The 19,577-nt window shown below is 65.9% G+C and carries 19 protein-coding genes; 5 read left to right on the top strand and 14 right to left on the bottom strand.

Annotated elements, in window-relative coordinates; all coding sequences use genetic code 11:
* Positions 1 to 331 precede the first annotated feature (331 nt).
* The gene (locus tag AC5Y5W_RS08815) at positions 332 to 913 is read left to right on the top strand and encodes a hypothetical protein (RefSeq protein WP_500009866.1); all 582 of its coding nucleotides are present in this window, start codon (positions 332 to 334) and stop codon (positions 911 to 913) included.
* An 85-nt stretch (positions 914 to 998) separates the two neighbouring features.
* Here AC5Y5W_RS08815 and AC5Y5W_RS08810 read toward each other — a convergent pair whose 3' ends face one another.
* Genes AC5Y5W_RS08810 through AC5Y5W_RS08800 form a run of 3 tightly spaced genes read right to left on the bottom strand, consistent with a single transcriptional unit; the run spans position 999 to position 3,865 of the window.
* Positions 999 to 1,586, bottom strand: a complete 588-nt coding sequence (locus AC5Y5W_RS08810) for a TIGR03086 family metal-binding protein (RefSeq protein ID WP_500009867.1) — start codon at positions 1,584 to 1,586, stop codon at positions 999 to 1,001.
* Positions 1,583 to 2,527: a class I SAM-dependent methyltransferase gene (locus tag AC5Y5W_RS08805; RefSeq protein WP_500009868.1), complete on the bottom strand. Its 945-nt coding sequence runs from the start codon at positions 2,525 to 2,527 to the stop codon at positions 1,583 to 1,585. Before AC5Y5W_RS08805 ends, AC5Y5W_RS08810 begins: the two co-directional genes overlap by 4 nt.
* 9 nt (positions 2,528 to 2,536) lie before the next feature.
* Positions 2,537 to 3,865: a serine hydrolase domain-containing protein gene (locus AC5Y5W_RS08800; RefSeq protein WP_500009869.1), complete on the bottom strand. Its 1,329-nt coding sequence runs from the start codon at positions 3,863 to 3,865 to the stop codon at positions 2,537 to 2,539.
* Between AC5Y5W_RS08800 and AC5Y5W_RS08795 the strand changes: the two genes are divergently transcribed.
* The gene (locus AC5Y5W_RS08795) at positions 3,864 to 4,568 is read left to right on the top strand and encodes a TVP38/TMEM64 family protein (RefSeq protein ID WP_500009870.1); all 705 of its coding nucleotides are present in this window, start codon (positions 3,864 to 3,866) and stop codon (positions 4,566 to 4,568) included. The genes AC5Y5W_RS08800 and AC5Y5W_RS08795 overlap by 2 nt on opposite strands.
* Positions 4,569 to 4,608: 40 nt before the next feature.
* Here the strand turns inward: AC5Y5W_RS08795 and AC5Y5W_RS08790 are convergent, their stop codons facing one another.
* From AC5Y5W_RS08790 to AC5Y5W_RS08780, 3 genes are all read right to left on the bottom strand, one after another.
* Complete coding sequence (locus tag AC5Y5W_RS08790) at positions 4,609 to 5,010, bottom strand: TA system VapC family ribonuclease toxin (protein WP_500009872.1); 402 nt, start codon at positions 5,008 to 5,010, stop codon at positions 4,609 to 4,611.
* A complete protein-coding gene (locus tag AC5Y5W_RS08785; RefSeq protein WP_500009873.1) occupies positions 5,007 to 5,234 on the bottom strand; it encodes an antitoxin in 228 nt (75 codons plus the stop codon). The genes AC5Y5W_RS08790 and AC5Y5W_RS08785 overlap by 4 nt, the downstream gene beginning before the upstream one ends.
* A 475-nt stretch (positions 5,235 to 5,709) precedes the next feature.
* Positions 5,710 to 5,925, bottom strand: coding sequence for a hypothetical protein (locus AC5Y5W_RS08780; protein ID WP_500009875.1), 216 nt, complete (start codon positions 5,923 to 5,925; stop codon positions 5,710 to 5,712).
* Between the two features lie 151 nt (positions 5,926 to 6,076).
* Between AC5Y5W_RS08780 and AC5Y5W_RS08775 the strand changes: the two genes are divergently transcribed.
* Complete coding sequence (locus AC5Y5W_RS08775) at positions 6,077 to 8,596, top strand: SEC-C metal-binding domain-containing protein (RefSeq protein ID WP_500009876.1); 2,520 nt, start codon at positions 6,077 to 6,079, stop codon at positions 8,594 to 8,596.
* Between the two features lie 21 nt (positions 8,597 to 8,617).
* Here the strand turns inward: AC5Y5W_RS08775 and AC5Y5W_RS08770 are convergent, their stop codons facing one another.
* The 4 genes from AC5Y5W_RS08770 to AC5Y5W_RS08755 form a co-directional block, all read right to left on the bottom strand.
* Positions 8,618 to 9,103 (bottom strand): nucleotidyltransferase domain-containing protein, encoded by a 486-nt coding sequence (locus AC5Y5W_RS08770; protein ID WP_500009877.1) that lies wholly within the window; start codon positions 9,101 to 9,103, stop codon positions 8,618 to 8,620.
* Between the two features lies 1 nt (position 9,104).
* On the bottom strand, positions 9,105 to 9,413 hold the full coding sequence (locus AC5Y5W_RS08765; RefSeq protein ID WP_500009879.1) for a helix-turn-helix transcriptional regulator: 309 nt from the start codon (positions 9,411 to 9,413) through the stop codon (positions 9,105 to 9,107).
* Positions 9,414 to 9,457: 44 nt separating this feature from the next.
* Entirely contained in the window at positions 9,458 to 11,053 is a 1,596-nt protein-coding gene (locus tag AC5Y5W_RS08760) for an FMN-binding glutamate synthase family protein (protein WP_500010013.1), read from the bottom strand.
* 107 nt (positions 11,054 to 11,160) lie between these two features.
* Positions 11,161 to 12,840 carry a patatin-like phospholipase family protein gene (locus AC5Y5W_RS08755; protein ID WP_500009880.1) on the bottom strand — a complete coding sequence of 560 codons (1,680 nt, stop codon included), beginning with the start codon at positions 12,838 to 12,840 and terminating at the stop codon, positions 11,161 to 11,163.
* 106 nt (positions 12,841 to 12,946) lie between these two features.
* On the opposite strand from AC5Y5W_RS08755, the gene AC5Y5W_RS08750 reads away from it, so the two are divergent.
* The gene (locus AC5Y5W_RS08750; RefSeq protein WP_500010014.1) at positions 12,947 to 14,944 is read left to right on the top strand and encodes a glycoside hydrolase family 172 protein; all 1,998 of its coding nucleotides are present in this window, start codon (positions 12,947 to 12,949) and stop codon (positions 14,942 to 14,944) included.
* A gap of 108 nt (positions 14,945 to 15,052) precedes the next feature.
* Here AC5Y5W_RS08750 and AC5Y5W_RS08745 read toward each other — a convergent pair whose 3' ends face one another.
* The 3 genes from AC5Y5W_RS08745 to AC5Y5W_RS08735 all read right to left on the bottom strand — a co-directional run bounded on the left by AC5Y5W_RS08745 (position 15,053) and on the right by AC5Y5W_RS08735 (position 16,551).
* A complete protein-coding gene (locus tag AC5Y5W_RS08745) occupies positions 15,053 to 15,412 on the bottom strand; it encodes a helix-turn-helix domain-containing protein (RefSeq protein WP_500009882.1) in 360 nt (119 codons plus the stop codon).
* Positions 15,405 to 15,641, bottom strand: a complete 237-nt coding sequence (locus AC5Y5W_RS08740) for a type II toxin-antitoxin system RelE/ParE family toxin (RefSeq protein WP_500010015.1) — start codon at positions 15,639 to 15,641, stop codon at positions 15,405 to 15,407. Before AC5Y5W_RS08740 ends, AC5Y5W_RS08745 begins: the two co-directional genes overlap by 8 nt.
* A 163-nt stretch (positions 15,642 to 15,804) precedes the next feature.
* Complete coding sequence (locus AC5Y5W_RS08735; RefSeq protein WP_500009884.1) at positions 15,805 to 16,551, bottom strand: YwaF family protein; 747 nt, start codon at positions 16,549 to 16,551, stop codon at positions 15,805 to 15,807.
* Between the two features lie 58 nt (positions 16,552 to 16,609).
* Between AC5Y5W_RS08735 and AC5Y5W_RS08730 the strand changes: the two genes are divergently transcribed.
* Positions 16,610 to 17,773, top strand: a complete 1,164-nt coding sequence (locus AC5Y5W_RS08730) for an FIST signal transduction protein (RefSeq protein ID WP_500009885.1) — start codon at positions 16,610 to 16,612, stop codon at positions 17,771 to 17,773.
* Between the two features lie 87 nt (positions 17,774 to 17,860).
* Here the strand turns inward: AC5Y5W_RS08730 and AC5Y5W_RS08725 are convergent, their stop codons facing one another.
* Positions 17,861 to 19,456 (bottom strand): FMN-binding glutamate synthase family protein, encoded by a 1,596-nt coding sequence (locus AC5Y5W_RS08725; RefSeq protein ID WP_500009886.1) that lies wholly within the window; start codon positions 19,454 to 19,456, stop codon positions 17,861 to 17,863.
* Between the last annotated feature and the right edge of the window lie 121 nt (positions 19,457 to 19,577).

The following is a 19,577-nucleotide window of genomic DNA, read 5'->3' as shown; positions in this document are numbered from 1 at the left end:
GGCGAAGCTGACACTTCTGACACTCGTGACACTGGCGTCTTACCAGCCACACCGGTTATGGCAAATGACGCTGTTTGAGAGGGCCCGGCTATCAGCGACAAACGAAGGCCGGCAACGCTTTGTCGCTCAAAGGCGGGCATAACGGACACCTCAACTTCTAGGTACGCCTGTGATTGATGTGACCAGCCGCTTATTGAACATACGAGGATTAGCCGCCGAAGGAGTGGGTACGCACAGCACGCGGTCGTAGATCCTGGCCGGTCGAACCCCGGCAGGAGGGCAGGTCTTCGCCCCGCGATCAACCGTGCCGAAAAAGCTAGGGAAGCCAGCCATGGCCACAGCCAGTCTTCACGCCACGAGTAGGTATCAACGCGATCAACAGATCGCGACGACGGGAAGCGTCGTGTTGTTGATCGTCACCGTCGCGGTGTCGGCGTGGATGCTGTACAGATGGTCGACTGGGCAACCGGTTTCAACGGAAAGCGCTGCGACCCCGCTGTCGAGCGCATCGGCTCCGCCGGTTCGCGTGACGATGGGCGCATGGCTCGCCGAATCCGAGCGGTCGATCAACGATCTGGTCACCGCTCGAAACAACATCGCCGCGGCCGCAGCTGAACACGACATCCCCGGGACCGGCGCGGCCTGCCAAAACGCCGTGGGCGCCGTCGCGAATCTGCATCGACAGCTGCCGAGCCCGGAGCCGGTGCTGACCAACGCGCTGCAACGGGCAGCTGTTAACTACGATCTCGGGCTTCCGTACTGCATCTCGGCAACGCAAACCCACGATGGCCCAGGCTTGGCGCGAGCGGCGCGCTATATCAGTCAGGGCGACGCCGCGATGCGGACGGCGTTCCACATTCTCGGACAAGATTCTGGCTCCGCGCCGCGCGACCTGCGCGTGCTGATCGTGTAACACCACGATCGCCAGGGTCGGTCGCCGTGGGTACCGATTTCGCGGTGCCGGAGGACCGAGACCTGTTAAGCGGTAGCGCCACTTGTCAGCCGAGATCGACCGAGCGCCCGAGAAAAGCCATCAGCCGGGTAGTCGGTGTCGCATCCTCGGGCGCGGGTTGGGCCGGCCCGAACCTGCCCGGAAGTCGCATCATCTCGTCGGGCACCGAGTCCACCAATTGGCGGCAGAACCCCAACACTCCGTCCGGCAGCTCGATCAGTCGTCCCTGTGAGCGGTACACATCCCAGCTATGCATCGCCAGGTCGGCTACGGGGAAAGCCAGCGCGCGGTGCAGCGGCACCTCGCCCTGCGGCGACGGCCGCGTCGCCTCCAGGTCCGCGCCTGGCAAGATGTCCTGCAACCGGCCAGCCAGCTCGCGAAGCCGCGCTGCCGGGTCCTCTAAAGTCCAGTCATCCGGCTGGGAGGGCGACTGCCACACCTCCTCGCCCTCGACCAGCGTCACGATCTTGGCTGCACTGCCAGTGACGTGACCCACCAAGTCCCGGATACTCCAGCCATCGAGATTGGACGGCTGATCCCAACTCTCCGAAGGGATTTGCTCCACCGCCTCGATGAGCAGGGCCATCGCCTCAGCGGCCGTAGTGCCGAGGCGTGTGGGCGCACCGTCGTTCACGAGGCCCGCTGCGCAGACACGAACAAGTTCCACGGAGCGGCCTGCTCGAGGTCCTTGGCAGGTTCGCGGCCATAGCCGGCCAGCAACTCTTCGGTCGGCGTCACGGTCGCTTCCCAGCCGTGGCTGCGCAACCAGTCGCCAACGTCTTCGCGTTCCTCGAAGTACCACAGCTTGTCGCTGCGCGGAACCTCACGCTGCGGATCCGCCTTGGCCATCAACGCCTGGACGCGCTCCATCCGCTCACGTCGTTGCGCAATCGCGTCGGGGTCGGCGAAGTTGGGTGCGAGCGCTTCGACGCCGATCCGGCTGCCTACGGCCGTGAGCTCTTGAACGCGGGCAAATAGCAGGTCTTGCGCCGCGGCCGGCAAGTACATCAAAAGCCCCTCAACCGACCAGGCGCTCGGCGCCGATGCCTCGAAACCGGCCTGCTGCAACGCGGTTGGCCAATCGTGGCGCAGGTCCACCGGGACACCGACCCGACTGCAGGTCGGCTGCGCGCCGTGCTGGGCCAGCGTCGACGATTTGAAGTCCAGCACCCTGGGCTGGTCGAGCTCGTAGACGGTCGTGCCGTCCGGCCACGGCAACCGCCAGGCCCGCGAGTCCAAACCGGCGGCCAGGATCACCACTTGGCGAATGCCCGCACTAGTGGCTTCGAGGAAGAACGTGTCGAAAAACTTGGTCCGCGAAGCGAAATAGTTGACCAAGCCCTGCTGCCGCAGCGGCAACTCGGGTTCGGCTTCCACGACCTCGGCTGGCAACTCCGGCGCGGAATACCAATTCCACACCCCGTCGCCGACGGTATCCAGGAAAACCCGCGCAAACGGATCACTGATCAGCGGGTCGTCGCTCTCGGTTTCCGCCGCGCGCGCCGCCGCCACGCCCAGCGCCGTCGCGCCCACGCTCTCAGTGATCTCCCAGGTGTCGTTATCGGTTCTCGCCACGCTCCGACCCTACGTCAGGCCGAGGGCCTGGGCTGCCGCCGTCGCCACCTCGCCGCGTAGATCCGAGATCGGTGTACTGCCGCGCAGATGGATTGCGTTCGAGAGCAGGACCACGTAGGTGTCTGAGCCTGGATCGATCCACAGCGAGGTTCCGGTAAAGCCGGTATTGCCAAAGCTGCCGATGGGAAAGATCGTGCCGCGCGGCATGGAGTAGGGCGTGTCGATATCCCAGCCGAGGCCGAACAGGTTCTGCCCCTTGATCGCTGGATAGTTCCGGGCTTGCCGGAAAGCAGCGTTGGCTGCGTCGACTTGTCGGGTCGTGTGCCCGGGCTGCTGCGGAGTCGTCATCAACTCCAGAGTCGCCTGTGTCAGCGGGAAAGCGCTGGGGCGGTTCGCAAGCCGATCCAGCAGCGCCTGCGCGTAGACGCTGACATCGTGGGCCGTCGAGAAAACTCCGGCGTTGCCGGCCACTCCGCCCATGCGGCGCGCCGTCGGGTCATGCACGGTACCCCGAAGCAGATGGCCGTCGTCCATCGCAGTCGGCGCGATGCGCGGCAACAGGTCGGCGGGTGGACGATAGCGGGTGTCTGCCATGCCCAGCGGCCCAAATACGTGGCGTTGAACGTAAACATCTTCCGGCTCACCGGTGAGTTTCTCGAGCAGCGCGCCCAGCAGAATGAAGTTGATGTCCGAGTAACCGAAGGCCTCACCCGGAACCGACTGCAGCGGCGTGGTGAGCGCACGATGAATGCCCTCTGGCCTATCCGCTCGATCCAATCCCCATGGGTCTGTGAGATTGACGTCGATCGGTTCGCCCGATGTGTGGGTCAGCAACATGCGAAGCGTCACCTGTGCGCGCCGCGGATCGTTCGCCGTGTTGAAGTCAGGCAAATACTTCTGCACGGGATCGTCGAACGCGACCTTGCCTTGTTCGTGCAGCTGCATGACCGCAGTCGCCGTTGCCAGCGGCTTGGTCAGCGATGCGAGGTCGAAGATTGTGTCCTCGGTCATCGGCTCGGCAGGTGCGGGCGATCCGTCCAGCCCCGGTTCGCCGGCAAGCTTGCGTGAGCCAAAAGCCCGATGGAAGACGACGTTGCCGGCGTGTCCGATCACCACCACCCCACCGGGCAGCCGCTCAGCCGCAATCGCATCGTTGATCAGCTTGGCGACTGTCGGGAAGTCGTGAGTGGGAGCGGTGTTCGGCGCCTGCGTGGCGTCCGTGCCGCTTACCGTTGGGTGCGCGGTACAGCCTGAGGACGCCGTGGCGAGGGTAAGCAGGACAGTTGCGACGGCTTTGCGCGCTCGCCGACGTCGATGCGGAAGAATCACGGTCACCATGGACGACACCTCCGCCCTGACATCGCGGCGACCCCACATCGTGCGTCTCGCCGTGTTCGCGGTCTTCCTCCTGGTGCTGTTCTACCTCGTAGCGGTCAAGCGAGTCATCGATGTGGAGGAGATGCGGCGCGCGGTCTCGGCGACGGGGCCGGCGGCGCCGCTAACCTATGTGCTGGCATCGGCGGTCCTTGGCGCGTTGTTCGTGCCCGGCCCGGTGCTGGCCGCGGGCAGCGGGGTGCTGTTCGGTCCGGTGGCCGGTGTGTTCGTGACGCTGGGCGCGACGGTCGGGACCGCGATCGTCGCGAGCCTGGTTGGTCGCCGGGCTGGACGAGAAAGCGCACGGGCTCTGCTGGGAACGACACGCGCCGACCGCGTCGACGCGCTGATCGAACGACGCGGATTGTGGGCCGTCGTCGGCCAGCGCTTCATCCCCGGGATCTCGGACGCGCTCGCCTCCTATGCATTCGGGGCGTTCGGAGTTCCGTTGTGGCAGATGGCCGTCGGGGCGTTTATCGGCTCGGTGCCGCGGGCGTTCGTCTACACCGCGCTGGGGGCCTCGATTGCGGATCGGTCAGCGCCGTTGGCCTATGCGGCGATAGCGGTGTGGTGCGTGACCGCCGTCGTCGGCGCGTTCGCTGCGCAGCGTGGCTGGCGCAAGTGGCGTGAGCACGCCGGGCGCGGCGCCGACGGTGGCACGTACTGACGCATCGGCGACCACGCGACTTTCAGCGGCAAACTGGGCATCAAAACGCGGTGGGGATAAGTACCGCGACATCGCTGTGCAGGTGTGCCAGCCCGCTATCGAGAGTGGCCAGTTGCCCTTCCCAACTTCGTGCGAGCTGAGCCAGGTAAGCATCGGTGACCTGCCGGTGGCCGACCACGCCACCGAACTCGACGTCGCCGAAAGAAATATTGTCAGGCCAAAATTCGTGACGGTCCGCACTCTCGACTGCGCTGACGACATCTCGCGCGGCTGCTGCGGATTGCCCATTGCGCAGCAGGAATCGGACCAGGCTTCCTTGTGTGATCGGGCACGTCGCAAATCCTGTGCCGGATGCCGATAACCATTCCGCGGCCGGGTCGTGATGCACGTGCTCGTTGACGACCAGTGCGATGAGCACGTTCGCGTCGAGCAGCGCAGTCACTCTTCATCCTCCAAGGAGCGCACGTCCTCGGAAGTCACCACGGTCCCGACGCTCACCAGAGGCAACCCGGTCCTGGGGTCTGTGGCGGTCGCGGTGGTGCTGCCGGCTTTGAGGCCGCGTCGGATGAGGTCGGCGACCGTTTCACTCAGGCTACGGCGGGTGTCCCGCGCAATCGCGAGCGCCTGTTTGTGCAGGTCCGCTGGGAGGTCAATAGTGGTGCGCACGCCAAATCCTAGCATCTCTGCATCATGATGCGGAGATGCTCGATCCCGTTGCACCGGTTTCAGGCCGACTCAGCGCGACCGCTTCGCAACGAACGGCACGCCTCGACGAAGCGCGCCCACTCGGCCGTCCGCGGACGAACCGCGCAATCGGACACAGCGTCGTCGCTGACCACCAGACCGGGTTTGACAGGGGCCAACAGTTCGGCGAGTTTGAGAACCTGCCCTGCCGGACTGTCCGAGAAGCTCTGAAACACCCGGTCGCGGATCCACGCCGCAGCCGGGCAGCCTCTCTATCAGAGCGGGCCCATGCCATGCCTGACTGAGATGCCACCACAGCGGCCAAAGCCGAAGTCTGCCATCCGCATCCACTAGGGAAACCAGATGACACAGTGCATTTCGGTCGCGGGCGAGTCGCAGCTCGGGTAGCCCGTCCCGCGCCTGCCGCGGCAGATCGGCTCCGACATATCCAGCCAGTTCAGCGCTTCCGTCGTAGGCCCAACCGATCGCATAGTCGCGCCATACCGCGGCGAGCACACTCATTCTTGGGGCAGCGCCGTAGCGACTGCGCATACCGCACCGCGAACGCCGGCCCGGCGACCAGCGCGTCCAACATGCGGCAGCCCGCCCAGTGCGAGTAATAAAGCTGCCAATCCTGATCGTTGACGATGATGACGTTCGCCCTATTACCCACGCCGTTCCCCTGAACCCTTGCGACGCGGTCGGGAGATTTCGCGTCGACTAGGCAGAGTCTGTGGCCTAGGTGCCGACACGATCCAGTCACCCACTGTGCGTGCCCGGCGATGGAGTGCGCGACCCGGTCAGCACGGCATAGGGTGGTCGCCGTGACGGAGACGGTCGACCCGGTCCCGGGCCTGGAACGAATTCTGGTCGAGCACGGTCCCTTGCACACCGACGAGCTTGCGCAACGGCTGCGGGAAGCCGGCGTGGCCGAGCCGGACCTACCGAAGCCGGCTTACATGGAAATGCAGTGGCCGACAAAGCAGTTGGTCGATGATCGCTGGGTATGGCTGCCGACGGTGCTCGCCGGGCGAGTCTTTACCCACCGGCTCGGCGCCGACGAGACCGCCTACGACATACTCACGGTGACCCCGGACCTGGGCGCGATTACCGAATTGTGCGACTACACGCAGTACCGGAGGTTCGTCGACGGGTCGACAGCACAGCTGGTGGTGGCCGATTACGACGATGAGTTGCTCGAGCAGCGCGATATCCCGGTCGAGGTGGCCGACGCGTCTCCGGTGCTGCTGCTGGAGGCGGGCACGCTGGCGGCGCTGGGGGCGGCCGACGGAGACCTGGTCGGGGTGCGGCTGACCGCAGAGGGTCTTGCGCTCGAGCGACTCACGGCGGTCGGGCCGACCGCGGCCGGCCCGGCATTGGCGGCAACGCTGGACGCTGACGAGCCCACGTTCGTCGACATGGCGGTGTGGACGGCGTGCGTTGCGGATCCGGTGCTGTTCACCGAGCCGTCGCCGCCGCTGAGCGAGATCATCGACGACCACGGTCTAGCGCTTCGCGGCGAGTGGCTCGCGCCCGGTGGATTCGATTTCAGGCGTTGGGATTTCGAACGCGGGAGTGCGCGGCTCGCTGAGCGACACGAACTCGACCCCGACGACGCATTCGCGTTGTACACGCTGATCAAGCTGTACAGCGAGGTGTCGCTGTTGCTGGTGGTTACCGCCAGCGAGGGCGAGCCGCTGGAGGGCGCGCTGACCGCAGCTCGGGAAAGCGTGGCGGGCCCAGAACTCGACCGGGCCGCCGGTCTGGTGGGTGAGCTCGGAAGCGTACTTGTCGACCCGGAGCTGGCGGAGGTGCTGCTGGACGAGACGGTCGGGAACAGCCGCGACCGGGCAGCGGCGCTGGGCGTGTTCGCGGAGTTGCTGGAACCTAAGGTGCCGCCCGCGGCGCGGGTGGCGTGGCGCTGGCTGCGCGCGGTGGCGCTGGAGCGGCTCGGCGACATCGACGCTGCCGAACGCGAGCTGTTGGCCGCCGAGTCGATGGATGTCGAGTGGCCGTTGCCGTTGCTCGATCTGGCACGCATTGCCTCCGATCGCGGCGACGCCGAGCGCGGGTTGGCGTTGCTGCGCCGAGCCGGCGCCGAGCCGGACCACCCGCTGGTGGAACTGCTACAGCGCTACCGCGCTGAGTCCCGCCGCGATCTTGGTCGAAACGAACTGTGCTGGTGCGGTTCTGGCCGCAAGTACAAGAAATGCCATCTCGGACACGAAGAGCTGCCACTGGTCGAGCGCGCCAGCTGGTTATACGCCAAAGCCATCCAGCACGCGCTGCTCTGCGGCTGGGACGACCTGCTGGTCGAGGTGAGCTATGAACGCTTCCGATACGACGACGACCCGGACATACTGGGCGATCCGCTGGTGCTCGACGCCGTGCTCTTCGAGGGCGGCGCGTTCGCGGAGTTCCTGGAGTTGCGCGGGTCACTGCTGCCCGACGACGAGCGGGCGCTGGCCGAGCAATGGCTGCTGGCGGAACGGTCTGTCTTCGAGATCGAGCAGGTGCACCCGGGGCAGGGCCTCACCGTGCGCGACGTGCGTACCGGCGACACCCACGAGGTGCGGGAGCGGACGGCCAGCCGCCAGCTGAAACCAGGGCAGCTGGTATGCATGCGGGTGGTGCCAGCCGGAGACAGCATGCAAATCTTCGGCGGGCTGGAACCCGTTGCGCTGCATGAGCGCGACGCACTGATCGAGCTACTCGACAGCGAGCCCGACCCGGTAGAGCTGGTGGCGCAGTTGAGCCGGCGGTTCGCGCCACCGACGCTGACCAACACCGAGGGCGATCCGCTGGCGCTGTGCGAGGCCACCGTGCGCATCGGCGACCCCGCCGGGATCGAGGCCACGCTCGACGACACCTACGACAGGGCCGATCGTGACGAACTGCGGTGGTTCGAGCACATCACTACTCATGGGACACAACGGATTCGGGCTACGTTGTTGCTCGACGGCGACGCACTGCGGGTCGAGACCAACAGTGAGAAGCGGATGGACCGCGTGCTGGCCACGCTGGCACGTCTCGACCCGGCGATGTCGGTGCTCGACGACACCCGGGAGCTTGATCTGGCCAAGCTGTTGCCAGATACCGATGAGGACGGACTTGATCCTGACGATCCTCAGGTAGCAGCCGCCCTCGACGAATACATCCGCGACTACGAGACCAAGTGGCTCGATCAGCCCATCCCCGCGCTCAGCGGCCACACCCCGCGGCAGGCCGCCGACGACCCGACCCGGCGCGGCGACCTGATCAAGCTGCTCGACAGTTTTCCGGCCGGTGCGGCGAGCCGCGGCAGCATGGACGTCGGTCGGCTGCGCGCCGCGCTCGGACTGTAACGAGCTTGATCTGTACGCCGATTAGGCCCGCCGGGCAAGGAGCTTGCGGAGCGTGGGAAGCACACGCTGATCCTTAGGACGGTTCGCCGCTTGTTTCGACCGAACGACGTCGGCCAGCGAGGCGACCGGAACCGACACCCCGTACAGCTCCACCACGATCGCGTCCTTTCGCAGATCTGCATAACCATCAGTCCCTGCCGGTGTGAACGACAGATCGAGATCACCGGCAGTGGTCGTGAGATTCCACATCTGCACGGCCGCCAATGAATCGACATCGACGGAGAACGGCAGACCCGCCGGCACAGACTCCGTGCGCACTCGTGCACCGAGCTCAGCGAGTGCGGAAATCAGTCGGGACAAGTTCGCCCGATCGGTGTCCGGCGCAATGTCCATATCCTCTGTCGGAAACGGAGAGCCGTGGTAGACCGCCGCGAGCCCCCCGATTAGCACGTAGACCACGTGGTGTCGGTCGAGTACCTCCAACAGCCGGGCCAGATCGAGTTCCATGTCAGCCGCGCACTGCCCTCAGCTGCCGCGCTAATCGCGTGTGCCGATCCAGGCGTTGCTGGCCAGTGAGGTCGGCGAGCCGCGCCGCCTGAGCCATGTCGCTGTCGTCGCGCGCCACCAGCATGACCTCGAGGTCGAAGCCGCACAGCCGCACCAGGCGAAGCACGTCATCGAGGCTTACCGCCGTGCGGCCGGACTCCCAACGCGCAATTCCCGGCTGGGACGTCTCGGCCCGCGTCGCCAACTCGGCTTGGGTCAGCCCGGCCCGCCGACGCGCCTCGCGGATCAGATCCCCACCGTAGGAACTCACCCCTTTATCATAACAGGTCTGTTATGAACAACCCCGAACCTGCGTCAACTGCGCACGGTCGGCACGAACGTGTCGGCACTGGCCGCCGACCAGGCCGCGGCCCACGTTTCGGGGGGCTCGGAAAGCAGCTGGCCGGGTTCGAGCCACTCATAGAGTTCGGCGTAGGAGCGCACGATGGACGGGGCGATTCGCTTGCGCAGCATGTGCGGTGCGAGTTCGTCGGGCCCGTGGGCGCCGAGGGAGGCGATCATCTGCATCGCCTGATGCACGGTCGCCTGCTGATAGCGCTGCGCGCGCACGCTCTTGTCGGCCACATTCAGCGCCCGCGCCCGCTTGGGATCTTGGGTCGCCACGCCGACGGGGCAGGTGTTGGTGTGACAGCGCTGCGCCTGGATGCAGCCGACGGCCATCATCATGGCGCGCGCAGCATTGGTGTAGTCGGCGCCCTGGATGAGCCGTTTGACAACGTCGGTGGCACCGGCGACTTTTCCGCTGGCGCCCAGCTTGATCTTGTCGCGCAAGCCGGTGCCCACCAACGCGTTATGCACCGTCATCAACCCGTCGGTGAGCGGCAACCCGACGTGGTCTTCGTATTCCAGGGGCGCGGCCGCGGTGCCGCCCTCGGCGCCGTCGACGATGATGAAATCCGGGGCTGTTCCCTCGGCGAGCATCGCCTTACAGAGCGCCAGGATGTCAGTGCGGGTGCCCACGCACAGTTTGAAACCCGTCGGTTTGCCGTCGGCGAGCTCACGCATGCGGGCGATAAACCGAATCAGCTCACGGGGAGTGGAAAACGCCGAGTGGAAGGCGGGGCTGACGCACTTCTGGTGCGCCGGAACACCGCGGTAGGCGGCGATCTCGTCGCTGACCTTCGGCGCCGGCAACACACCGCCGATCCCGGGCTTGGCGCCCTGACTGAGTTTGAGGGACACGCATTTGACGTGGGGGTGGGCGGCCTTGTCGGCGAACTGCTGCGGATCGAAATGGCCGTCAGCGGTGCGGGCCCCGAAATATCCCGAGCCGATCTCCCAGACCAGATCCCCACCGTTTTCCAGGTGATAGGGAGTCAGACCACCCTCCCCGGTGTCGTGGGCGAACCCGCCCAGCGCGGCCCCTTTGTTCAACGCGCGAATCGCGTTGGCCGACAACGCGCCGAAGCTCATTGCCGAGACGTTGAGCAGCGCCATCGAGTAGGGGCGGCTGCAGTCCGGGCCGCCGACCCGCACGCGCGGGGGCTCGTCGGGCAGCGGCGCCGGCGCCACCGAATGCGCGAGGTGCTCATAGCCCACTTCCTCGATGTCGCGTTCGGTGCCGAATGCCTGCTCGCCGTGGGTGCCCTTGGCGCGTTCGTAGATGATCGAGCGCCGTTCGCGGTCATAGGGGCGGCCGTCGAAGTTGCGCTCGATGAAGTACTGCTGCAATTCGGGCCGAAGTGCCTCCAGCAGATAGCGCATGTGCCCCAGCACCGGGTAGTTGCGCAAAACCGAATGCCACGGCTGGATCAGGTCGTAAACCCCGACAGCGAACAACAGTGCCGCGGGCAGCGCCAACGCCAACCACGCCCACGAGATGAGCGCCGTGGCCACACCGGCGAGCGCTGCGACGATACCGAGAACGGCGAACGTGATGAACCGGTACATGCGTCCTTCCCGCACGCGCTGCGTTGACATTTCGCGGAAGCCTGCCGGCGTTGTGGGAAGAACGGTAGCGCTACCAGGAAGCGTCCAGCCTGGTGGGGCCATCATGGTCACGTCAGGCGGTCTCGCCAGCGCGCGAAGCGGCTGGAAGGAGCCTGAATCGCAGCCATGACCGCGCTCATCGGCGACGCCACCGACCTGGCACGCGTCGCGGTCCCAGCAGCGGGCGGGCCGTCGCCCTCCCACCACGTCGGCTCCAACAGCGCCGTCGTCACCGGGATCGCCTCCTCGACACTGTTGCGTCCCCACCGGCACGCTCGGTCGATGGCCGCGGCAGAGGGCGCCAGGTTCGCCGGCGACAGCGTCGGCGAGAAACGAACGAGGTGATCGGCGTACGGCACAGTGCGCACCATCTGCAACTGGATCGCCTGAGTGATCGGCACCAGCCACAGGTGTCGCGGATCCCATTGCGGGTGAAAACAATCGAACGCCAAGTAGCACGCATTACGGGTGCCCAGTCGTCCGTCGCGCACCCGCTTCCACGCCAGTTCGATCGGGACATTGCTGGCCGTGCCGCCGTCGACCAGAGCCGCGACGTCCTTTTCTTCGCAGAGGGCGTCGAGGATCGGGATCATCCGCGGGTTGCTGGTTTCGTGGTGCAGCACACCGGGAATGGCCGACGAGAACGACGCCGCGTCGAGGACGTCGAAGTCGCGCTCCGGCTCGTCGGCGCCGATGATGATCGGCTTGACGACGCGCAAGTCGATGAAGGCGGCCACCTGCCACATCCGGGCAGCCACCTGCGCGCCGATACCGATCGGGCGAAACGGCAGCGACCGCAACTGCAGTGCGGCCAATTCGGGACGGCGAAACCGTGCCGGCAGCGCCGAATACGGCTGGCGGCGCACCCCGGCGATCACGGCGTCGAACGGAATTGCCAAGTCCGACATGCGCATCCGTTCACCGTCCTCGCGGGTGAGCATGGCGTGGGCGAAATGGTCGAAGCGCAGTGCGAACATGCCGGCCAGGCCGTGGCGGCGGCGCAGCCGCTCCGGTCCGAGGATGGCACGGTAGGACACTGTTTTGCCCCACGCGATGTACTCCTCGACCGGCACTGGCAGCTCCCGGCTCACCAGGCTGGCCAAGATCGAGCCAAACGACGCGCCGATCATGTAATCGGGCACCTGGCCGGCCTCCAGCAGCCGCTCCATGCCGCCGATGTAGACGAAACCCGAACCTCCGCCGCCGCCGAGAACCGTGACGAGTTTCTTGTAGCCGACCTCGGCGTCCAATTCCGCGGCGGAGAAGTCATTGCCGTGCCGCTCGATCAGCACGCAGCGCTGATCGTCCTGGTCCGCGGCCAGCGCCGCCAGCGCCTCGCGCGCCGTCTGCAGCGCGGTGATCGGATCCGGCTCCTCGCGCAGCGGCCCGTACAGCGTGTCGGCGACCCGAGACAGCCACGGCCCGACTTCGGCGCCCACCGAGACGTCGCCGCGCCCGCGGCTGCCGCCCGGGCCTGCGGCTCCCGGTTCGAAATCGGCGAGCCGGGCGAAGTTGAGGATGTAGCGCAGCCGGCGCAGCTCCTCGATACTCAACACCTCCGGGTTGGCCAGGTGGTGGCGGATGAGCCGGTTTTCCATCCGTTGCAGCAGCAGCGCCGGCTCGGCCGACAGCAGGTCAGCGGCATCGGGGGTGTCGACGGCCTCGTCCTCGATCTCCTCGATGACTTCGAGCCCGGCCTCGCGGCGGCCCAACCGGTTGAGCACCGCATCGGCGAATGGGATCTGCATGAGGACCAGTCTGCCGAAGCCCTCCGCGGCGGGAATCGCAGACAGATAATCCCCCGGATCCGTAGCCTTTGGTGCTGTGCCGGTGGCTGGTCGGGCGTTGTCTGCGATCGTCGCATTACTGCTGCTCGGGGTGACCGGTGTTGTTGCCGCAGCCCCAGCGCCTGCCGAGCCGGTTATCGCAACACCCAGCGAAAGGCTGGTGGGCTGGGACACCTATCGCCGACTGGATCGGTTGCCGTACCTCAGCGACGACACACAGACACTGCAGGTGTCGAGCTTCGACCGAAGCGGCGGCGATTTCGATATTTCCACCGGTAACCGAAACGGCACCGGCGGATGTTTGGCATCCGGTGGTGCCGGCTGCGTCATCGCCGAGGATCGCGGTGCCGGAGAGGTGGATTCGATCTGGTTCACCCGCGACGGCGGCGATGTGCGCGCGATCGGCACGCTGCGCATCGAGCTGGATGGGCAGACGGTAATCGACGCGCCACTGCAATCGGTGGTCGATGGCGCGCTGGGTGCGCCATTCGTGTGGCCGCTGGTGGCAAACGCTGCGCAGTCGCCGGGCGGCGTGTACATCAAGGTGCCGATGCCGTACCGAAAGTCGATGCGGATCAGCGTCGCATCGAATTTGGAGTACTACCACGTCGACTATCGCCGGTTTTCCACCGCCGACGATGTCACCACTTTCTCGGCTGCCGATCCCGCGCTCGATGTGCTTGCGACCCTCCGGGCCGCGGGCACCCTCGACCCCAAACCAGCACCAGCTACCGCAACACATACCAATCGGCTCATCGAGCTCCCCGCCAATGCCGCATCGATGATCGCGGAATCCACTGGGCCGGGCACGATTTCGGCGCTGCGGCTGCAACTGTCGGAGTCGACGGATCTGGCCGGCGTGCGGCTTCAGATCGAGTTCGACGGCCAAACCATGGTCGACTCGCCAGTTGGCGAATTCTTCGGCGCCGGACTGGGCGTCACGACCGTGCAATCGCTGATGTTTGCCGCGGTCCCACAACCCACGGGGTCGTTGTCGTTGTCGGAGTGGTGGCCCATGCCGTTCGCCCGCACCGCCCACATCAGGCTGGTCAACACGACCGGCGACCCCGTGTCGGGGATCGACAGCGACGTCGTGACCACACCCGACCCGCAATGGGCACCCGCGCTCGAGCGCGGACGCGCCGGCTACTTCACCGCACGCTCGCATGCCGGTGCGACGCTGCCCGATCAGGATTGGGTGTTCGCCGATGAACAGGGTCACGGCAAGTTCGTCGGCGTCAGCCAGACCATGAGTGGTTCGGGGATCCAAACGGCGTTCAGCGCTGACGCCCCGTACTTTCTCGAAGGAGCCGAACGCGTGTACACCGACGGTTCGGCGTCTCCGCAGTGGTATGGCACCGGCACCGAGGACTTCTACGAGGGCGGCTGGTACTTCAAGGGCGGCACGCGGTTCAGCGCCCCATTCACCGGCCAACCCGATCAACGCACGGCCACCGGCGGATGCGCCGGCTACTGTGTCGCCGCTTATCGGCTCATGTTCGCCGACGCCATCGGCTACCACTCCGCACTGCGATTCGGCATTGAGCACGGCAAACGCAACATGGTTCAACCCAATTACAGCTCAACGGCATTCCTCTACACCCACCCGAACGACACCACCACGCTCAGTGACGATGTCTACCCCAGCGATCCGGTGAGCCGAATCCTGCACATCTACACCGACGACGGCGCCACCGATCGATTGCTGGTCAGCACGTACGAGGGAAGCGACGACACCCGCCCCGTTGCCGGGTTAGTTCGAACCACACTGTCGCCGATCACATTCGACGCCCAAATCCGTCCGGACAACCACGGTGTCCTGCTGCGCCGCACGTCGGACCAAGCAACCGCCTATCAAGCAGCAGACGTTGCCATCGACGGAATGCCCGCCGGGATCTGGTTACAGCCGCGCAGCAACACCTTGCACCGTTGGCTCGAGGACACGTTCCTGGCACCTGAGTCGCTCACGGCCGGCAAGGACCGCATCACGGTCACCATCACGCCCATCCGCGACACTCCGCCGTGGACTGTTAGCCGCTACCGCATAGACGCACTCACGGGTTGATTTTGGTCACGTCTGTCACACTAGTTACGTTGCCGGACCACTATGCGAAATGCCCGCCTATGAGCGACTTTTCAATGCCACCGTCTGCGTCGGGGTTACGGCCATTGGTCAGTGCGCGCTGAGCGCTTTGCGCTTGCTCGACACGGTCCGGGTTGGACGATTCGCAGGGAGGCCTTTGGCTTTCTTCGCTGCCCGTACCGGTGGACGTTCAACCGGTCGGACATCGAGTGTCAGGCCAACTGGTTGGAGCATGTTGACCAGCGCGTCGAGGCTGAACTTGCTGATCTTCCCGTTGAGGAGGTCCGAAACTCGGGGCTGGGTCACATGAAGACGCGCGGCAGCGTCGGTCTGCGTCCAACCTTCTTCCCTGATCCGCTGCTCGAGCGCGATCATGAGCATGCCGCGCGCGGTGAGGTTGGCCGCCTCCTCTGGGGTCTCAGCGAGATCGTAGAACACGCTGTCAGCCATCTCTTGCCTCTCGATAGCGCTTCCTGGCGAGGTCGATATCCGTCTTCGGTGTCTTCTGCGACTTCTTCGTGAAGACGTGAAGGATGCAAATCGTGTTGTGGAACTTGGCGACGTACATAAGCCGCGCAATGCCGTCGGCATCCTGCACTCGTATCTCGTACGTACCGGGACCGACGGCGCTGCTGGCCGAACTCGTACCGGATGGACGGACGTTGCTGGCGGAGGTCATCACGAGTTGTACCGAGCCATCTGATGGGCTTCAGATCGATGTCCATGTTATATCAGTAGGGATATAAACGCCAGGCGAGATACACCTGTATTACAACCGCAAAGACCATGAATGCATTTAAGCGCCTGACCCCGACAGGTAGTCGCGACCACGCGACCACACTTCACGTAAGGCGGTTACGCCACCGTGCGAAGCGACCGCTCGGGAGCTGAACCAAGCGTTGTGTTCGTTCCCAGGGCCAGGTCATCAGAGCCCACACGACGAGTATGAGCAGCGCTGCACTCAACACATACACCGGCCACGGGCCCAATACGTCCAATAGGGACGCGGTGTGCGGTTTTCCGTTCAGGAAGCCGTAATTGGTTCCCGCGATGCTGTTGAAGGTGAAGGTAGCTGCTGCCCAAACAACCGTGACGACCACTACAAAGCGGTAGCTGCGCCACGTGGGCCGCTTTCTCCGGCCCCACGTGAGATAGATGGCCGCCCAGACGACAAGCAGGTGAATCGCCCAAAAAGCGAGAAACTCGTAGTTGGGGAAGTCCGGACTCTTCAGCACCGGTGAGATCAACGCCTGTGTGCTCAAGGTGAGGCCCCAGTAGTAGGTGAGTGCGTAGGCCCAATCTCGCTGCGACCACAACGCGCAGACCGCCGCGATGGTCGCGAGATCGGTCAGGCGAAGTGGTACCGACTCGCTGATGGTGGGCGGCAGCAGTGAATAGACCAGCATTGCGCCGTATATCGCGGCCGTCACCGCCGCAAGGATGCGGCCCAGACGCCGGGCTTGCGATTCGGTCTGCGAGCGCCCGACCCAGACAAGTAGCGCTGCGCCGAGCGCGAACACAGCGATGACGGCCCAATACGACGGGCCGTACGCCATGAACTCCCGTTGTGCTGAGAACACTCTCATCATTGTCGTCCCCGAACCGACCATGACCACCGCTTAGCCGCGGACGGCGCATCATGGGGGGATGCGAATCGGAGTCGGGGTTTCCATCGTGCCCGACGCGCGGCAGGCCGCGGTGCGAGCCGCGGCACAGGCACGCGACGAGCTAGGTGGTGCGGCGCCGTCGCTGGCCGTGCTACTCGCCTCGCGATCCCACACCGACAAGGCCGCTGATGTCTTGGCCGCGGTGCAGGAGACGCTGGCGCCGCCCGCGCTGATCGGGTGCGTGGCCCAGACGGTGGTCGCCGGCCGCCACGAGATGGAGGACCAGCCCGCGGTAGTGGTGTGGCTGGCGTCTGAGCTGCCCGCCGAAACGTTCGAGCTGGACTTCGTGCGCACCGGCTCGGGTGCGCTGCTCGCCGGTTACCAATTCGACCGGTCCGCAACGGATTTGCATCTGCTGCTGCCCGACCCCTACACGTTCCCGGCAGATCTGCTCATCGAGCACCTCAATGCCGACCTGCCGGGCACTTCCGTCGTGGGCGGAGTGGTCAGCGGCGGGCGGGGACCCGGCGAGACCCGCCTGTTCCGCGACCGCGACGTGCTGACCGCCGGGCTGGTCGGCGTGCGGCTACCCGGCGCGCTGGCGGTCCCGGTCGTGTCGCAGGGCTGCCGGCCGATCGGTCACCCCTACATCGTCACCGCCGCCCAAGACGACGTGATCACCGAGCTGGGCGGCCGGACGCCGCTGCAGCGGTTGCAGGAGATCGTCGAGGGGCTGCCGCGCGACGAGCAAGAGCTGGTCAGCACCGGCCTGGGGATCGGGATCGTCGGCGACGAGCACCTGGCGGCGCCCGGCCAGGGTGACTTTTTGATCCGCGGCCTGCTCGGCGCCGATCCGGCCAGCGGGGCGATCGAGGTCGGCGAGCTGGTCGAGGTCGGCGCCACTGTGCAGTTCCAGGTCCGAGACGCGGCAGGGGCCAATAACGACCTGCACCAGACCGTCGAGCGGGCTCTGGTGCAGCTCCCCGGGCGTCCCGTGGGCGGATTGTTGTTCACCTGCACCGGACGCGGGCGGCGGATGTTCGGCGTCCCCGATCACGATGCGTCGACGATCGCCGACCTACTGGGCGGGATTCCGCTGGCCGGGTTCTTCGCCGGCGGGGAGATCGGCCCGATCGCCGGGCGCAACGCCTTACACACCTTCACCGCGTCGATGGCGCTGTTCGCCGAATGGGAACGCGTTTGACCTTCTTAGTCGCCCGCGGCACGTGGACCTTGGATTGGTCGGACATCAAGGGTCAGACCGACCGGTGCGAGCATGTTGACCTATGCGTCACGTGGACACCGCGGGCACGAACGTGTCGGCACTCGATGCCGACCAGGCTGCGGCCCACGACTCGGGAGGCTCGGAGAGAAGCTGGCCGGGTTCGAGCCACTCGTACAACTCTGCATAGGACCGAACGATGGACGGAGCGATGCGCTTGCGCAGCATGTGCGGTGCGAGTTCGTCGGGTTGGTGGGCGCCCAGCGAGGCCATCATCTGCATCGCCTGCTTGACCGTCGCCTCCTGGTAGCGCTGCACGCGCAGGCTCTTGTCCGCAACGTTCAGCGCCCGCGCCCGCTTGGGGTCTTGGGTCGCCACGCCAACCGGGCAGGTGTTGGTATGACAGCGCTGGGCCTGGATGCAGCCGGCGGCCATCATCATGGCGCGCGCAGCGTTGGTGTAGTCGGCACCCTGAATGAGTCGTTTGACGATGTCGGTGGCGCCGGCGACCTTTCCGCTGGCGGCGAGCTTGATCCTGTCTCGCAAACCGGTGCCGACCAGCACGTTGTGCACAGTCATCAGCCCATCGGTGAGCGGCATGCCGACGTGGTCTTCGTACTCCAGGGGCGCAGCCGCGGTGCCACCTTCGGCGCCGTCGACGATGATGAAATCCGGGGTCGTGCCCTCGTCGAGCATCGCCTTGCAGATCGCCAGAATGTCGATGCGGGTGCCGACACACAGTTTGAAACCCGTCGGTTTGCCATCGGCGAGCTCGCGCATGCGGGCGATGAACCGGATCAGCTCGCGGGGCGTGGAAAAGGCGGAGTGGAAGGCGGGGCTGACGCACTTCTCGTGGGCCGGAACACCGCGGTAGCGGGCGATCTCGTCGCTGACTTTCGCGGCCGGCAAGACACCGCCCACCCCGGGCTTGGCGCCCTGACTGAGTTTGAGTGACACGCACTTGACGTTCGGATGCGAGGCCTTGTCGGCGAATTGCCGCGGATCGAAATGACCATCGGGGGTGCGGGCGCCGAAGTAGCCCGACCCGATCTCCCACACCAGGTCTCCACCGTTTTCCAGATGGTAGGGGGTCAGGCCGCCCTCCCCGGTGTCGTGCGCGAACCCTCCCAGCGCCGCACCCTTGTTCAGCGCGCGAATGGCGTTGGCCGACAACGCACCGAAGCTCATCGCCGAGACGTTGAGCAACGCCATCGAGTAGGGGCGGCCGCAGTCGGGCCCGCCCACCAGCACGCGAGGAGGCTCATCGGGCACGGGTACCGGCGCCACGGAGTGCGCGAGGTGCTCATAGCCCACCTCCTCGATGTCGCGCTCGGTGCCGTAGGCCTGCTCGCCGTGGATGCCCTTGGCGCGTTCATAGATGATCGATCGCCGCTCGCGGTCATAGGGGCGCCCGTCGAAGTTGCGTTCGATGAAGTACTGCTGCAACTCGGGCCGAAGCGCCTCCAACAGATACCGCATGTGCCCCAGGACGGGGTAGTTGCGCAACACCGAATGCCAGGGCTGGACCAGGTCGTAAAGGCCGACGGCGAACAACAGCGCGGCCGGTAGCGCCAACCACAACCATGCCCACGAGGTGACCTCCATGGCCACGCCCGCGAGCACGGCGACAACACCGAGGGCGACGATCGCGATAAACCTGTACATGCGCCTCCCTGCATTGCGGGACGAACGGTGGCTCCGCTCTTCGCTCAGCATCCCAGACAACCGTGTTCGGGTCGGGTCGAGCAGAGTTCGGCGGCACTCGGCGGTGCGGGCTACCTGACTG

This window comes from Mycobacterium sp. NGS51 (assembly GCF_059812525.1).
This window is presented reverse-complemented; position numbering and strand designations above follow the sequence as displayed.

Coding starts and splice junctions, on each gene's coding strand:
- AC5Y5W_RS08735 (WP_500009884.1), bottom strand. CDS start 16,551: ATGATGAGAGTGTTCTCAGCACAACGGGAGTTCATGGCGTACGGCCCG.
- AC5Y5W_RS08755 (WP_500009880.1), bottom strand. CDS start 12,840: ATGCAGATCCCATTCGCCGATGCGGTGCTCAACCGGTTGGGCCGCCGC.
- AC5Y5W_RS08725 (WP_500009886.1), bottom strand. CDS start 19,456: ATGTACAGGTTTATCGCGATCGTCGCCCTCGGTGTTGTCGCCGTGCTC.
- AC5Y5W_RS08730 (WP_500009885.1), top strand. CDS start 16,610: ATGCGAATCGGAGTCGGGGTTTCCATCGTGCCCGACGCGCGGCAGGCC.
- AC5Y5W_RS08795 (WP_500009870.1), top strand. CDS start 3,864: ATGGACGACACCTCCGCCCTGACATCGCGGCGACCCCACATCGTGCGT.
- AC5Y5W_RS08815 (WP_500009866.1), top strand. CDS start 332: ATGGCCACAGCCAGTCTTCACGCCACGAGTAGGTATCAACGCGATCAA.
- AC5Y5W_RS08745 (WP_500009882.1), bottom strand. CDS start 15,412: ATGGCTGACAGCGTGTTCTACGATCTCGCTGAGACCCCAGAGGAGGCG.
- AC5Y5W_RS08740 (WP_500010015.1), bottom strand. CDS start 15,641: ATGACCTCCGCCAGCAACGTCCGTCCATCCGGTACGAGTTCGGCCAGC.
- AC5Y5W_RS08770 (WP_500009877.1), bottom strand. CDS start 9,103: ATGGAACTCGATCTGGCCCGGCTGTTGGAGGTACTCGACCGACACCAC.
- AC5Y5W_RS08760 (WP_500010013.1), bottom strand. CDS start 11,053: ATGTACCGGTTCATCACGTTCGCCGTTCTCGGTATCGTCGCAGCGCTC.
- AC5Y5W_RS08800 (WP_500009869.1), bottom strand. CDS start 3,865: ATGGTGACCGTGATTCTTCCGCATCGACGTCGGCGAGCGCGCAAAGCC.